At 68.8% G+C, this 14,831-nt stretch carries 13 protein-coding genes; 7 read left to right on the forward strand and 6 right to left on the reverse strand.

From position 1 onward, the window contains the following. Positions 1–237: 237 nt before the first annotated feature. From ACFXIV_RS35330 to ACFXIV_RS35340, 3 genes are all read left to right on the forward strand, one after another. Positions 238–3,171: an AMP-binding protein gene (locus ACFXIV_RS35330; protein WP_379402758.1), complete on the forward strand. Its 2,934-nt coding sequence runs from the start codon at positions 238–240 to the stop codon at positions 3,169–3,171. A gap of 147 nt (positions 3,172–3,318) precedes the next feature. Then, positions 3,319–3,918 (forward strand): TetR/AcrR family transcriptional regulator, encoded by a 600-nt coding sequence (locus ACFXIV_RS35335; RefSeq protein ID WP_379389415.1) that lies wholly within the window; start codon positions 3,319–3,321, stop codon positions 3,916–3,918. An 85-nt stretch (positions 3,919–4,003) separates the two neighbouring features. Beyond that, on the forward strand, positions 4,004–4,876 hold the full coding sequence (locus ACFXIV_RS35340; RefSeq protein WP_379402712.1) for a sterol desaturase family protein: 873 nt from the start codon (positions 4,004–4,006) through the stop codon (positions 4,874–4,876). Between the two features lie 70 nt (positions 4,877–4,946). On the opposite strand, the gene ACFXIV_RS35345 is transcribed toward ACFXIV_RS35340, so the two are convergent. Further along, complete coding sequence (locus tag ACFXIV_RS35345; RefSeq protein ID WP_379402711.1) at positions 4,947–6,422, reverse strand: MFS transporter; 1,476 nt, start codon at positions 6,420–6,422, stop codon at positions 4,947–4,949. 141 nt (positions 6,423–6,563) lie between these two features. On the opposite strand from ACFXIV_RS35345, the gene ACFXIV_RS35350 reads away from it, so the two are divergent. Next, complete coding sequence (locus ACFXIV_RS35350) at positions 6,564–7,010, forward strand: MarR family winged helix-turn-helix transcriptional regulator (RefSeq protein WP_379402710.1); 447 nt, start codon at positions 6,564–6,566, stop codon at positions 7,008–7,010. Between the two features lie 47 nt (positions 7,011–7,057). On the opposite strand, the gene rffA is transcribed toward ACFXIV_RS35350, so the two are convergent. Both rffA and ACFXIV_RS35360 read right to left on the reverse strand, forming a co-directional pair. After that, positions 7,058–8,197: a dTDP-4-amino-4,6-dideoxygalactose transaminase gene (gene rffA / locus ACFXIV_RS35355; protein WP_379402709.1), complete on the reverse strand. Its 1,140-nt coding sequence runs from the start codon at positions 8,195–8,197 to the stop codon at positions 7,058–7,060. Further along, positions 8,194–9,249, reverse strand: a complete 1,056-nt coding sequence (locus ACFXIV_RS35360) for a glycosyltransferase (protein ID WP_379402757.1) — start codon at positions 9,247–9,249, stop codon at positions 8,194–8,196. The genes rffA and ACFXIV_RS35360 overlap by 4 nt, the downstream gene beginning before the upstream one ends. Before the next feature lie 348 nt (positions 9,250–9,597). On the opposite strand from ACFXIV_RS35360, the gene ACFXIV_RS35365 reads away from it, so the two are divergent. From ACFXIV_RS35365 to ACFXIV_RS35375, 3 genes are read left to right on the forward strand one after another with little or no spacing between them, the layout of a single operon-like run. Next, positions 9,598–11,832: a hypothetical protein gene (locus tag ACFXIV_RS35365; protein ID WP_379402756.1), complete on the forward strand. Its 2,235-nt coding sequence runs from the start codon at positions 9,598–9,600 to the stop codon at positions 11,830–11,832. Continuing rightward, on the forward strand, positions 11,829–12,317 hold the full coding sequence (locus tag ACFXIV_RS35370; protein ID WP_379402708.1) for a GtrA family protein: 489 nt from the start codon (positions 11,829–11,831) through the stop codon (positions 12,315–12,317). The genes ACFXIV_RS35365 and ACFXIV_RS35370 overlap by 4 nt, the downstream gene beginning before the upstream one ends. 10 nt (positions 12,318–12,327) lie before the next feature. After that, positions 12,328–12,549 (forward strand): Trm112 family protein, encoded by a 222-nt coding sequence (locus ACFXIV_RS35375; protein WP_379402707.1) that lies wholly within the window; start codon positions 12,328–12,330, stop codon positions 12,547–12,549. 42 nt (positions 12,550–12,591) lie between these two features. Here the strand turns inward: ACFXIV_RS35375 and ACFXIV_RS35380 are convergent, their stop codons facing one another. From ACFXIV_RS35380 to ACFXIV_RS35390, 3 genes are read right to left on the reverse strand one after another with little or no spacing between them, the layout of a single operon-like run. After that, the gene (locus tag ACFXIV_RS35380) at positions 12,592–13,203 is read right to left on the reverse strand and encodes a TetR family transcriptional regulator (protein WP_379402706.1); all 612 of its coding nucleotides are present in this window, start codon (positions 13,201–13,203) and stop codon (positions 12,592–12,594) included. Between the two features lie 16 nt (positions 13,204–13,219). Continuing rightward, a complete protein-coding gene (locus ACFXIV_RS35385) occupies positions 13,220–14,008 on the reverse strand; it encodes an ABC transporter permease (RefSeq protein WP_379402705.1) in 789 nt (262 codons plus the stop codon). Beyond that, positions 14,005–14,739 carry an ABC transporter ATP-binding protein gene (locus tag ACFXIV_RS35390; protein ID WP_379402704.1) on the reverse strand — a complete coding sequence of 245 codons (735 nt, stop codon included), beginning with the start codon at positions 14,737–14,739 and terminating at the stop codon, positions 14,005–14,007. The genes ACFXIV_RS35385 and ACFXIV_RS35390 overlap by 4 nt, the downstream gene beginning before the upstream one ends. Positions 14,740–14,831 lie beyond the last annotated feature (92 nt).

Below are 14,831 nucleotides of genomic sequence, written 5' to 3' on the forward strand. Positions count from 1 at the left end.
CCGACGCGCCGAAATGCCAAAACATGATGCCTGGAATGTTGCTGCATCCCGTAAACCCCGAACGGCCGGTTTGCTTTGGCGCGGGCCCGGATCGCTCCGCGACGCGTAGCCCGCATGGTGCTGGTCACAGCGCCAGCGCAGTAGGGTGGACGTATGGCAAGCTCATCGCGACGCGTCGGGGCGGGTGACGCTGGTCAAGGCCAGGAAATGTCTGGGAGAGAAGCCGTGAAATTCAATATGAGGTCCGTGGTGGGTCCGATCGAGCGACTCGTCGCGACCGCACAGAACGGGCTCGAGGTGATCCGGTTCGGGGGACTGGTTCACGACATGGAATCGTCGCCGTACGAGGTGGTGGAGCGGAAGCGGATGTACCGCCTGCGCCACTACTTCCCGGACGACACCGGGGCGGAGCGTCCGGTCGTGGTGCTGGTGCCGCCCATCATGGTGACCGCCGAGATCTGGGACGTGAATGCCGCCGACGGGGCGGTCGGCATTCTGCACCAGGGTGGAATCGATTGCTGGGTGGTCGATTTCGGCTCACCGGCCACCGAAGAGGGCGGCTGGGACCGGGATCTGGCCGACCACGTGCTGGCGGTCTCGAGCGCCATCGACACCGTCACCGAAATCACCGGCCGCGCCGTGCATCTCATGGGGTACTCGCAGGGCGGCATGTTCGCCTACCAGGCCGCGGCCTACCGCTACGGCAAGGGCCTCGAGTCCATCGTGACCTTCGGCGCCCCGGTCGACGCCGTCGCGGGCATGCCCTTCGGGTTGCCGCACGGGCTGGTCTCCGACGCCGCCGACTTCCTCACCGACCATGTGCTGAACCGGCTGCCCATCACCGATTCCATGGTGCGCCTGGGCTTCCAGGCCCTGGACCCGGTCAAGACCGCCCGCGCCCGCATCGACTTCCTGCGCCAGTTGCACAACCGCGAGGCGCTGCTGCCCAAGGAGCGCCAGCGCCGTTTCCTCGAGGTCGACGGCTGGCTCGGCTACCCCGGTCCCGCGCTCACCGACCTGCTCCAGCAGTTCGTCAAGCACAATCGAATGATGCTGGGCGGCTTCGTGATCCGCGATCAGCTCATCTCGCTGGCGGAGATCAAGTGCCCGATCCTGGCCTTCGTCGGCGAGGTCGACGACATCGGCCAGCCCGCCGCCGTGCGCGGCATCGTGCACGCCGCGCCCAATGCCGATGTGTACGAGACCAGCATTGTGGCAGGGCATTTCGGACTGGTGTCGGGCTCCACCGCCACCAAGCAGACCTGGCCGGTGGTGCGCGACTGGGTCAACTACCTCAGCGGCCGCGGCGAACTGCCCGGGCAGGTCGAGCGCATGAGCACCGAGGTGGTCCGCAACGGCCCGCGCACCGGGCTCACCCGGGTCGTGCACGCCCTCGGCACGCTGGCCGAGGCCGGAACCAGCGTCGGCAAGTCCATCGAGGGCGTGGCCGGGCAGACGCTGCGCGGCACGGTCGAACTCACCGGCGAGGCCGCCCGCGCGCTGCCCCGGCTGACCCGGCTGGGCATGATCCAGCCGCACACCCGAATCTCGCTGGGCCGCTTGGTCGCCGAGCAGGCGCAGCGCGCGCCGCAGCGCGATCTGTTCGTGTTCGACGACCGCGTGCACACCCAGGAGGCGGTCAACGAGCGCATCGACAATGTGGTGCGCGGGCTGATCTCCGTCGGCGTGCGGCCGGCCACCCGGGTCGGCGTGGTCATGGAGACCCGGCCGAGCGCGCTGGCCTCCATCGCCGCGCTGTCGCGGCTGGGCGCGGTCGCGGTGCTGCTGGCGCCGGGGAGCGAACTGTCCAAGATCGCGGACCTGACCGGGACCAGGCTGCTCATCGCCGATCCGGAGAACCTTGCCAGCGCGGCCGCCACCGGTCACCGGGTGCTGGTGCTCGGCGGCGGCAATGCCCGTGTCCTCGACATTCCGCCGGGCGCCGATGTGGTCGACCTGGAACAGATCGACCCGGCGCAGGTGGAGCTGCCCGCCTGGTACCGGCCGGATCCGGGCCTGGCGCGCGAGCTGGCCTTCATCCTGGTCACCGGCACCGGCGACAAGTTCGACGTCAAGCAGGTCACCAATCACCGCTGGGCGCTGTCGGCCTTCGGCACCGCGTCGGCGGCGAACCTGAGCCGCCACGACACCGTGTATTGCCTTGCGCCGCTGCATCATTCGTCCGGATTACTGGTGAGTCTGGGTGGCGCGGTGGCGGGCGGCAGCCGCATCGCGCTGGCCCGCTCGCTGGAACCGGCGCGGTTCGCCGAGGAGGTGCACCGCTACGGCGTCACCGTGGTCACCTACACCTGGACCATGCTGCGCGACATCCTCGACGCCGACACCTTCGCCGACGGGCATGCGCACCCGATCCGCCTGTTCATCGGCTCCGGCATGCCGGCGGGCCTGTGGCGGCGCACCGAGGAGCGCTTCGTGCCCGCCAAGGTGCTGGAGTTCTACGCCTCCATCGAGGGAGATGTGGTGCTGGCCAACGTCGCCGGCGCCAAGATCGGCTCCAAGGGCCGTCCGGTGCCGGGCACCGCCAAGGTCGAGCTCATCGCCTACGACCCGCTGACCGACGAAATCCTGGTCGATGACAGCGGTTTCGCGCGGCGCTGCGCCGACAACGAGGTGGGGCTGCTCATCGGCACCGTCTCCGACCTCGTCGACCTCTCCGCGGGCGGACTCCGCGGCGTCTTCGCCCCCGGCGACGCCTGGATGCCCACCGAGAACCTCTTCCGCCGTGACAGCGATGGCGACTACTGGCTCATGGACCGCCGCGACACCGTCATCCCGGCGCCGCGCGGCCCGGTCTACACCCAGCCGATCGTCGACGTGCTGAACGACATCACCGCCGTCGACATGGAGGTGGCCTTCGGTCTCCCCGCCGGTGACCGCATCCTCGCGGTCGCCGCGGTGAGCGTCCGCGCGGGCTTCGGCCTGGCTCCCAAGGATGTGACCGAGGCGGTCCGGGCCCTGGCCCCCGATCAGCGCCCCGACATCGTCTACGTCGTGGACGACATCCCCCGCAGCTCCACCTACCGTCCCTCGACGCGGGCGGTGCAGGCCGCGGGCCGCGCCGAACCCGACGACCGCACCTGGTGGTACAACCGGACCACCGAGGCCTACGAGGTCCTCACGCCCGACCTCGCCGCGCGCCTGTTCGGCTGATCGCCTCGAACGCGCCCCCGCCACCGTGTCGTACCGAAGAAGACACGGCAGGGCCGGGGCGCGTTCGCATTTCGCCTGCGATTCATCGAATTGACCGAATGGTAATTTTCGAGCATGCGATCGGATGTCGGAGGTGGGAGCGGAGCCGTGAAGCGGGTCGGCACGGCGGGGACCAAGGGGGTGCCGCGAGCCGAGCGGGAGGCGCAGATCCTCGATGTGGCGGCCGCGGAGATCGCGCGGGTCGGGTACGCGGGGCTGTCACCGGCCGTGGTGGCGGCGGGGGCCGGGGTGTCGAAACCGTTGGTGTACGGGTATTTCGGGTCCAAGGACGGGTTGTACGTGGCCTGTGTGGAGCGGGCCGCGGGCGTGCTCGGGGACGCGATCGACGAGGCCATCTCGGGGACGGCCTCGCTGGAGATGGCCGAGCGCACGCTGGCCGCGATCTTCACCGCGCTGGAGCCGCGGCCCTACGACTGGAAGGTCGTGCACGACCAGTCCCATCCGGCCGAGGGGCCCGCGGCGGACGCGGCGCTGGCCGCGCGTGCACGCATCGCGGCCCAGACCGATCAGGGTGTGGGTGCGTTCGTGACGGGACACGGGCTGACCGACCCGCAGGATCTGTCCGCGCTGATCGCGGTGTGGACCGGGCTGGTCGCCGCCCTCGTCGACTGGTGGCTGGGTCATCCCGACGAGACGGCCGAGGCCATGATCGCGCGCAGTGCCCGCCTGTTCGCCGCGCTCACCTGATCCGACCGGGAGCGGTTCGGTTCGGGCTCTTGCCATTGAATTGACCGATTGGTAACTTACGAATCGGTCAATTCATGGAGGTCCGATGTTGTCGCAGGTCTGGCACGAGATCAACACGCCGCTGCTCTACGCGATCCCGGTGTTCCTGCTGTGCATCGCGGTGGAGGCGGTGACACTGCGCGACAGTGACCGCGAGCAGACGACCGGGTACCTGACCCCCGACACCCGTACCAGTCTGAGCATGGGTATGGGCTCGATGGTCTCGTCCTTCGTGTTCAAGACGGCCAGCCTGGTGCTGTTCGTCCTGATATGGACCTATCTCGCGCCGTGGCACCTTCCGACCGGCGCCTGGTGGAGCTGGGTGCTGCTGACGGTGGTGCTCGACCTGCTCTTCTATCTCAACCACCGCTTCTCCCACCGCGTCCGCATCGGCTGGGCCGCCCATCAGGCCCACCACTCGAGCGAGTACTTCAACTTCGGAACCGCCTTGCGGCAGAAGTGGAATCCGTGGTCCGAGGCCATCTTCTGGGCGCCCCTGCCGCTGCTGGGCTTCGCCCCCTGGACGATCTACATCGCTTTCACCCTCAACCTGATCTACCAGTTCTTCACCCACACCGAGACCATCGGAAAGCTCTGGGCCCCCATCGAATTCGTCTTCAACACCCCGTCCCACCACCGCGTCCACCACGGCAGCGACCCCGAATACCTCGACAAGAACTACGCCGGCATCCTCATCATCTGGGACCGCATGTTCGGCACTTTCCAGCCCGAAATGCACCGCCCCACCTACGGTCTCACCAAACCGGTCGGCACCTACAACCTCCTGAAGCTGCAATACCACGAGTACGGCAACATCATCCGGGATGTCCGCACCGCCGAGGGCTACCGCAACAAACTCGGCTACATCTTCGCCCCGCCCGGCTGGCAGCCCCCGGAACTGCGCGACCAGCCCGCCTGAGCTCGCACCGCACGAAAGCCCGGTCGTAGACCGGGCTTTCGAAAATCGGCCGTGCTCCTTGCGTTCCGGTTCAGTTCTCCGCCAGTACCTTCTGTGGCTCGGCTGCTGCGGTGGTGCGGGCCGCGACCGCCTTCCGGGCCGGGATCGCGAGCGCGATCACCGCGGACACCAGGCAGGCTGCGCTGCCGATCAGGAACACCGTGCGGAAGCCGTTCTCGGTCGGAATGGCATGGCCGCCAACCGAGATGGTCAGCTGTGCCAGCACCGCGCCCACGACCGCCGAGGAGACGGAGGTGCCGATCGAGCGCATCAGGGTGTTGAAGCTGTTGGCAGCGGCCGTCTCCGACAGCGGCACCCCACTCATGATCAGCGCCGGCATCGCGCCGTACGCGAGCGCGACACCCGTGCTGCAGATGATGTTCACCAGCTCCAGACCCCAGGTGGAGCCCATCGTCAGCTGTGCCACCCCGTAACCGGCCGCCATGGTCAACGCGCCGGTGAACAGGGTGATCTTCGGGCCGCGCGCGGCGGACAGGCGGGCGCCCACCGGTGAGATGAGCATCATCATGATGCCGCCGGGCGCCATCCACAGACCCATCATGATCATCGACTGGCCCAGGCCGTAACCGAGCGACGTCGGCAGCTGCAACAGCTGCGGCATGCTCAACTGCAGCGCGTACATGCCGACACCGATCGCGATACTCGCGAGGTTGGTGACCAGCACCTGCGGACGCGCGGTGGTGCGCAGGTCCACCAGCGGCTCGGGCGACCGCAGCTCCCACCAGCCCCAGGCCAGCAGGATGACGACCGCCGCAGCGAACAACCCCAGCGTGGTACCGCTGGTCCAGCCCCAGGTCGCGCCCTTCGACACGGGCAGCAGGAACGACACCAGACCGGCGCCGAGCAGCACCGCGCCTGGCAGGTCGAAACGTCCCGACGGTCCTTCCGAGCTGCCCTCGGGCACCAGGGTCACGATCAACGCGGTGGCGATGCCCACCAGACCCGCTGCGACCCAGAACATCACACGCCAGCTGCTGTACTGGGTGACGGCCGAGGCGATCGGCAGGCCCAGTGCGCCGCCGATGCCCAGCGACGAGCTGATCAGCGCGATCGACGAGCCGAGCCGTTCGGCGGGCATCACATCGCGCAGCAGGGCGATGGCGAGCGGGATGATGCCGACGCCGAGTCCCTGCAGGCCGCGGCCGACGATCATCGACACCAGCGAACCGGACACCGCGCACACGATCGACCCGACGATGAGCGGAATGGTGGAGGCGATCATCATGCGCCGTTTGCCGTACATGTCGCCGAGCCGGCCCGCGACGGGGGTGGCGACGGCCGCGACGAGCAGCGTGATGGTGACCACCCAGCTGGTGTTCGAGGCCGACGTATTCAAGATGCGGGGTAGCTCACCCAGCAGCGGCACCACCAGCGTCTGCATGAGCGACGCGATGACACCGGCGTAGGCGAGCACCGCGAGGGTGCGGCCCGCGCCCGTGCGCGCCGGCGTCGAGCCGGACGCCGTAGCGGAATCGGGTTGGGTCATGGGATCTCCTCACGATGCGTAACCATGTGTACTGTACACATAAAGTGCAATATGCACATGCAGTGGTGGATGCACAACGCTAGGGTGTGGGTGAACAGGGGTTGAACCCGCAGGTCAATGCGGATCGCGGAAGGACGGGACGTGCCCAAGCCCACCGAATTGCTGGAGTTCCAGACCATGCTGATGGGCCGTTTCAGCCTCATCGCGCGCAAGGCGGCCGACACCAGCCTCGATCGCAGCGCCTACCTGCTGCTGAGCCTGCTCGAGGCCGACGGCCCGATGTCCATCGGCCGGCTCAGCGAAATCCTCGGCCTCGACGTCTCCACCCTGAACCGGCAGACCGCGGCGCTGCTGCGCGCCGGTCTCGCCGACCGCATCCCCGACCCCGACGGCGGCATCGCCCGCAAGTTCCGCCTCACCCTGGAAGGCGCGTCCCGCCTGAACGGTGAACGCGCACAGAGCATCCGCCATCTCGACGAGATCGTCGCCGACTGGACCGACGAGGAGGTCACCGCCCTCGCCGACTCCCTCGCGCGCCTGAACGCCGACATCGACCGCTACCGAAACCGTATTGCCGCGCGCCCCTGACGCGGACCCCTTGTGCGGCATCCGCGATGCCGCCGGGCCCGCGGCTACTAGACGGTGAAGCTGGTGACGCCGTCGACGACGCGGGTCAGCTGCTCCTCGGTCAGGCCCGGCCACAGGGGGAGCCGCACCAGGGTGGCCGAGAACTCGGCGCTGCGCGCGCACGGGAACGGGGTGCGGCCGAGCTTGAGGCCGGCGGGGGAGGAGTCCAGGGGGACGTAGTGGAAGGGGGCCACGATGCCGCGCTGGGACAGGTGCGCGATGAGGTCGTCGCGGCGGTGCTCGGTGGGGACGCGCAGGTAGTACAGGTGCGCGGTGTGCTCGCGGTCCGACGGCACCGTCATGAGGCGAATGTCGTTGCGGGCGGCCCAGTCCGGGAGCGCGGCGGCGTAGGTGTCCCACACGCGGTGGCGGTTGCGCTGGATGGTGTCGAACTCGGCGAGCTGGGCGTCGAGGACGGCGGCGTTCAATTCACTGGGCAGGTAGGAGGATCCGATGTCCTGCCAGGAGTACTTGTCCACCGCGCCGCGCAGGAAGCGGGCCCGGTCGGTGCCCTTCTCGCGAATGATTTCCGCACGCGCCATGAGGATTTCGTCGGTGAGCAGCACCGCGCCGCCCTCACCGCAGTGCACGTTCTTGGTGTCGTGGAAGGACAGCGCGCCCACGGTGCCGATGGTGCCCAGCGGGCGGCCCCGGTAGTAGCCGCCCAGGCCGTGCGCGTTGTCCTCGATGATGGCGAAGCCGTGCGCGGCGGCCAGTCGCTGCAGGCCCTCCATGTCCGCGGCCACACCGCCGTAGTGGATGACCATGACGGCCTTGGTGCGCGGGGTGACCGCCGCGGCCACCGACTCCGGATCCAGATTGCCGGTGGCGGCGTCGATATCGGCGAACACCACGGTCGCGCCGCGCAGCGCCATGGCCGTCGCGCTGGAGGTGAACGCGAAACTCGGCACGATCACCTCGTCCTCGGGCCCGAGTTCCAGCAGCAGCCCGGCCATTTCGAGCGCGTGCGTGCACGAGGTGGTGAGCAGCGCGTGCGGCGCGCCGGTGATGTCACGCAGCTTCGTGGTGGCCGTCGCGGTGAAGGGACCGTCGCCGTGGCTGTGGTCCGAGGACAGCACGGCCTCCACATTCGGCAGCTCGCGCGCGGCGCGGAACGGGCGGCTGAAGATGATGCGGTCACTGCTCACGCGCGGAGCTCCCCCTCGATGTCTTCGTCGAACCGATTCGTCGTGCCGTTGTGGTGACTTCCACCGTCGTAGCGGATTCCGCCGCGCAACTGCTGCGGCCGCGGCGTCGGCGAATCCACCGTCAGATACAGCGGCTTGCCGACCAGCACATGCAGTGCCACACCGAGGTATTCGGCGATCAGACCCAGCGAGAACAGCACCGCGCCCGAGCACAGCAGCAGCACCGTCATGAGCGAGGCCCAGCCCTCGGGGTCGGTGCCACTGTCGGTCAGCCGGTGGTACACCACCCACCCGGCCATGGCCAGCCCGCCCAGCGCCAGCGTCACACCCAGCATGCTCACCAGCCGCAGGCCGCGAGTTCCGCTGCACAGCACCATCTTCCAGAACAGCGAGAACAGCCGCCGGTAGTTGTAACCGGACTCCTCGCGGCCCTCCGCGCGCAACTGCACCGGCACCTGCGCCGCCTCGCCCACCACCCAGGTGAGCGCCACATCCAGGTACACGCCATTGGAGGCGACCTGCGCCAGCTGCCGCGCGATATCGCCGCGGATCAGCCGGTAGCTCTCGAAGCGGGTGGAGTCCGGGAACGCGAACAACGTCGCCAGCACGATCTTCGCGCCGCGCGAGGTGACATTCCGCAGGAAGCCGTGCGGGCGGGTGTTGACCGGCTTGGAATAGACCAGATCGGCGCGCTGCTCGAGCGCCGCGTCCAGGAAGTCGGCGATGAAGGCCGGATCGTGCTGGCCGTCCTCGTCCATGGTGACGGTCCAGTCGCCCTGCGCGGCGGCCATACCGGCGATGGTGGCGGCATCCTGGCCGTAGTTGCGGCTCAACCACACCACCCGCACCTGCGGGTAGGTTTCGGCGAGCTCCTGCAGCACCACGTCGGAGCGGTCGGGCCCGTGATCGTGCACCAGCACGATCTCCTCGACCCGGAAGGTGGCGCCCTGCGGCGTGGTGACCGGCTCCCCGAGCTTGTCCAGCTCGCTGACCAGTGCGGCGATCGTCTCCTCGCCGCGGTACACGGGCACCACGACGGAGACCGCGTGCACCCGCGCCGGGCGTTCGCTGCCGGAGGTCACGCTGGGGTCGCTCGCGTAGGTGCGGGCGGACGGAATCGGCATCAGCTGAATGTACTTTCGATGACGGTGTGCGCCGGAACTCCAGCCCGGAAACCGGAGCCCGAGCCGCGCTGAACTCTAACACGCTGCTCGGCGCGGCATTCGGGGCGAAGTGTTGACACCCGGCCATCATTCCCTATGTCCATCCCGCAACGGACCGGCGTAAGTGCCATCGACATCGCCGCCCTGTAGGGTCTGGAACTCGTGGTGGAAAGCTCAGTTTCCAAGGTGGTCGGGGCCGCCGAATCCGGGCAGGACGACAAGGCGGCTCGGCGTCAGGTGTACCGCTGGGGCATCGTCACTTCGATCGGGGTGACCCTGGGGTATCTGGCTGTCATCCTGGCCAACTCCCGCCACTTCTTCACCGACGACTCCGAATCCCAGTACACGGGCCTGTGGGTGTTCTTCGGCCGCGCCTTCCGTGACGGCCATTTCCCGCTGCTGATTCCGGACCAGTGGATGACGGGCAACTACACCAATGAGGAAGCGGGACTGTTCAACCCGCCGCAGCTGCTGATCGATCTGATCGCGCCCTCGGTGCCCAACCTGGCCGTGTACGCGACCATCGTGAAACTGGTCTTCGCGATCATCACCGGGCTCGGCGTGTACCGGGTGTGCCTGGTGTACGGCGCCCGCCCGCAGTGGGCCGCGGTGGCCGGGGTGGCCATGCCGTTCACCGGTTTCTTCCTGTTCTTCGACTCGGCCAGCTGGTTCACCGCCATGGCCGGCACCGCCTGGATGATCCATGCCTGGGCGTCCGCGGAGCGCTACCTGCGCGGCCAGGGCGGTCCGATCCCGGTCTTCGTGTACCTGTACCTGGCGATCTCGGTGCAGTACGTGTTCCCCGCGGTCGAGGCCGTGCTCGTGCTGATCGCGGTGGCCGTCGGCTACCTGGTGTGCCGGGGGCCGCGGACCTGGCCGCAGTGGCGCGACGCGTTCGGCCCGCTGCTGCGCCTGGCCGCCGCGGCGGCCTGCGCGGGCGCGGCGGGTCTGCTGACCTTCCTGCCCTCGATGCTGTCGGCGCAGGTGAGCTGGCGCGGCAATTCGCAGATCAATAACGACCAGTTCCTGACCGTGCCGTGGTCCGAATCGCTGAACGCCAGCCTGCCGACCACCATGCCGGCGTTCACCTCGTGGTGGGGCTACGTCCAGCCGCTGCCCATGACCTACATCGCCTGGTTCCTGATCCCGGCGCTGGCGTTCGTGGATTGGAAAGCGGCGCAGAAACACTGGAAGCAGTTCGTCGCGATTGCCCTGTTCGCGCTGATGGCGCTCATGTGGACCGCCGGGCCCGGCACCGTCGGCCCGCTGCGCTGGCCCGCCCGCGTGCTGCCCATGCTGGCGCTGGGTCTGCTCGTGCTGGTGTGCGTGCTGCTGGGCCGCTTCGCCACGCTGCGGGACCGCAACACGCGGATCATCTCGGCGCTGGTGCTGGTCCTGGCGCTGTGGGTGCGCACCTTCTCCGCCGACCCGCACCAGGTGCTGTGGCACCTGGGCTCGGCCGCCGTGGTGATCGCCCTCGGGTTCGGCGCGGTGTGGCTGGGCCGCACCCGCGGCGCCACCGGAGCCACCGCGCTGGTCATCGCCGCCATGGTGCCGATCGCCTGGTTCCAGGTGTGGTGGGTGCAGCCCACGCCCATGTCGTGGAACCTGCCCGCCGACCGCAACGAGGCCATGGCCGCCTTCCCGAAGTTCCAGGCCGGCACCACCCTTCAGCTCTCCGACCGCGGCCTGCTGCAGCCCGCCGACAAGACCCTGCAGGGCGCGTACGGGTCGCTGGTGTGGGGCAACTACGCCAAGGACCTGCAGCAGGACTACGTCAACGGCTATACGCCCAACGGGCACTTCTACTTCGGCGAAATGCTCTGCATGCGCTGGGACTCCAGCGTCTGCCCCGACGCGTACCGCCGGCTGTTCAGCGCCGAGCCGACCACCGGCCGCACCCTCGCCGACCTCATGCTGATCGACCGGGTGGTGTTGCAGAAGGCCATGTTCCCCGACGCCGGTGACCAACCCGCCCCGGAGGGCTGGCACTTCGTCGACGTGCCCGGGCACGAGAAGTACATCTGGGTGCTCGAGCGCGACAACGGCCCGATCTCCACGGTCAACGGCCGCGTCGGCGACGCCCACGACGTCACCGCCACCTCGCTCGACGAGACCGACACCACCAGCCGTGTGCAGGTCTCCTCGGAGGCCGGCGGCCGCGTCACCTTCGCGCGCCTGGGCTGGCCCGGCTACCGCGTCACCCTCAACGGCAAGACCGTCCCGTTCCACACCGTCGCGAAAGTCTTCGTGGCCGTGGATATTCCGGCCGGCACCGACAAGGCCGTGCTGGAGGTGAGCTGGCGGCCGCCGGGCTGGAAGATCGGAATCGGCAGTGCCGCGGGCGGACTCGTCGGCCTCGGGTTGCTCCAGTGGTTGTACGTTCGCTCGCGTCGGCGCGGACCGGACGTGCCCGCCGCCGAACAGCTCGACGACGATCCGGACCGCGAACTGGTGGGCACCGCCAAGTGACCGAGACGCGCCCCTCGCTCACCGGCGCCGAGCCCGCTCCGGCTGGGCCGCTGCTCCGCCTGGTGCGGCGGCAGGAGGTCGCCTTCGCCCTGGTCGGCGGCTTCAACACGCTGATGGGCATGGTGCTCACCATCGTGTGGCTGACCGTCCTCGGCGGCGTGGTGTCCAAGGACGTGGCCGCCGCCCTGTCGGTGGCGCTGGCCTACGCGGTCAGCATGGTGGTGGCCTTCGTCCTGCACCGCACCCTGGTGTTCCGGGTGCGTGGCCACCTGCTGCGCGACTTCGTGGCCTTCGTCGGCGTGAACGCGGTCGGCATGGTGCTGAACATGGTGCTGCTGCAACTGGCTGTCTCCCTGCTGCACGCCCCCGCCAAACCGGCCGCCGTGGTGGTCATGGGCCTGGTCGCGGTGGCCAGCTACTTCGGCCACCGCCACATCAGCTTCCGCCGCCCCGCCGATTCCCCTCCCGCCCCCGCCGACCGGTAGGTTGTCGGACATGTCGGAGGAAACCCTGGACCCCACCCTGCTGAGTCTGCTCGCCTGCCCCCAGGACAAGGGCCCCCTGCAGCTGGTCCACACCGCCACCGGTGACACCGTGCTCTACAACCCCCGCCTGCGCCGCGCCTACCCGGTCGACAACGGCATCCCGGTCCTCCTCGTCGACGAGGCCCGCGACGTCTCCGACGACGAACACACGTTCTTCCTGACCCAATCCTGATCCCCCCACCGCCCCTTCCATCGGTGGATGTCTCGGGCGGGGTCAGCCCTGCTGGGGGAGATCGCCGGTGAAATAGCGTTGCAGGGTGGGGCCGATGGTGGTGGCGAGGTCTTCGACGGGCATGGAGGCGATGGGCTCCAGGCGGAGGATTTTGCGGGTTACCAGGAGGCCGGCCAGTTGGGAGGCGGCGAGGGCGGCGCGCTGGGCGCCGGTGCCGGGGGGTGAATCGACCAGGGGGCGAATCTCTTTCAGGACTATTTCCAGGAGGAAGGTGCGGGCCAGGGTGGGGTCGTCGCTGGCGAGGAGGCTGCGGAAGGCGGCTACGGCGGGCATGCCGACGGGGGAGTCCCAGATGCCGACGACGGTGCGGATGATGTGGGCGCCCAGGTTTTCGACGGGGACGGCGGCGAAGCCGGCGAGGATGGTCTGGGGGTCGACGGGGAGTTGCAGGGCGGCGGCGAACAATTGGTGTTTGGTACCGAAGTAGTGGTGTACCAGTGCGGGATCCACTCCGGCCGCGGTGGCGATGGAGCGGATGGAGGCGCGGTCGAAGCCGACTTCGGCGAAGCGCACCCGGGCGGCGTCCAGAATCGCCTCCCGGGTGCCGGAATTGCCCGGACGCCGTCCGCTGCGGGTCCCGTTGCCTCCGCTCACGCCGCGTGTCTCCCGATCATGCGGTGCGCCGGCGTAGGGTGGCCGCGCCCAATCCCAGTGCGACGGCGGCGAAGACGGCCACGATCAGCACATCCCGCCACATCTGCGCGGTGGCCCCGGTGTGCGTGGACACCTGCTCCAGCGCGTCGACGGCGTAGCTGAGCGGCAGCACATTGCTGATCGCCTCCAGCCAGCTCGGCAGCTGCCCGCGCGGCACCAGCAGGCCGCACAGGAAGAATTGCGGCAGCACGATCACGGGCATGAACTGTACGGCCTGAAACTCGGTGCGCGCGAACGCGCTTGCCAGCAGGCCCAGCGCGACCCCGAGCACCGCGTCGACCACCGCGATCAGCACCACCAGCCCCGGGCTGCCCGCCGCGTTCAGCCCCAGCAGCCAGAACGCCACCAGGCAGGCCACCGCCGCCTGCACCGCGGCCGCGATGGAGAACGCGGTCCCGTACCCGGCCAGCAGGTCCATCTTGGACAGCGGTGTGGTCATCAACCGTTCCAGCGTGCCCGAAACCCGTTCGCGCTGCATGGCGATGGCGGTGATGAGGAACATGACCACGAAGGGCAGGATGCCGAGCATGGTGATGCCGACCCGGTCGAACAGCCGCGGCGCGCCCGGCATGGTCGGATAGTTCTTGTACACGAAATACAGCAGCGTCATGAGCAGCGCGGGCACCAGCACGATCATGGCGACGGTGCGGTGATCGGCGCGCAGCTGCCGCAGGATGCGCACGGTAGTGGCGGTGTAACAACCCAGTGGCCGTGGGCCCGCCGGGCGTGAAAGGGTCGCGGTCACAGCTCTTCTCCCATCCGGATCAGCTTGAGGAAGGCGTTCTCCAAACTGGATTCGCCGGTGTCGGACCGCAATTCGGCGGGCGTGAGCTGCGCCAGCAGCCGACCCTCGCGCATGAGCAGCAACCGGTCGCAGTGCTCGGCCTCGTCCATGACGTGGCTCGAAACCAGCAGTGTCCGGCCCTGTTTCGCGAGCGCCTGGAACTGCTCCCACAGGTCGGCGCGCAGTACCGGGTCCAGGCCGACCGTCGGCTCGTCGAGCACCAGCAGCTCCGGATCGGCCACCAGCGCGCAGGCCAGGGACACGCGGGTGCGCTGCCCGCCGGACAGCTCGTTGCCGTGATGCCCCGCATGACTGCTCAAACCCACGGCGGCCAGCGCCGTTTCGACATCTGCGGACGAAGCCCCGTACAGCGCACCGAAATACGCGACATTGTTGGCCACGGTGAGGTCGTCGTAGATGCTCGGCTCCTGGGTCACGTACCCGACCCGCCGCCGCAGCCCGCGCGATCCGGCCTCCTCGCCGAGCACGGACACCGAGCCGGATTCGATGATCTGCGTCCCGACGATGCTGCGCATGAGCGTCGTCTTCCCGCACCCCGACGGCCCCAGCAGTCCGGTGATGCTGCCCCGGGGAACGGTCAGGGAGATGTTCTGCAGAACCTGCTGCCCGCCGCGTCGCACTTCCAGGTGCTCGATGGCGATGGCGTCGGTTGTCGTCGCTGGTGCCGTCACGGTCACCCTCAATTCATCGAGTGTTGAATTCACTACGTGATGAATTGTGCGCTCATCCCGGGCCCAGGGCAAGACCCCGCTGCGTGTCGTTT

This window comes from Nocardia sp. NPDC059236, assembly GCF_042754085.1.
Taxonomy (GTDB): domain Bacteria; phylum Actinomycetota; class Actinomycetes; order Mycobacteriales; family Mycobacteriaceae; genus Nocardia.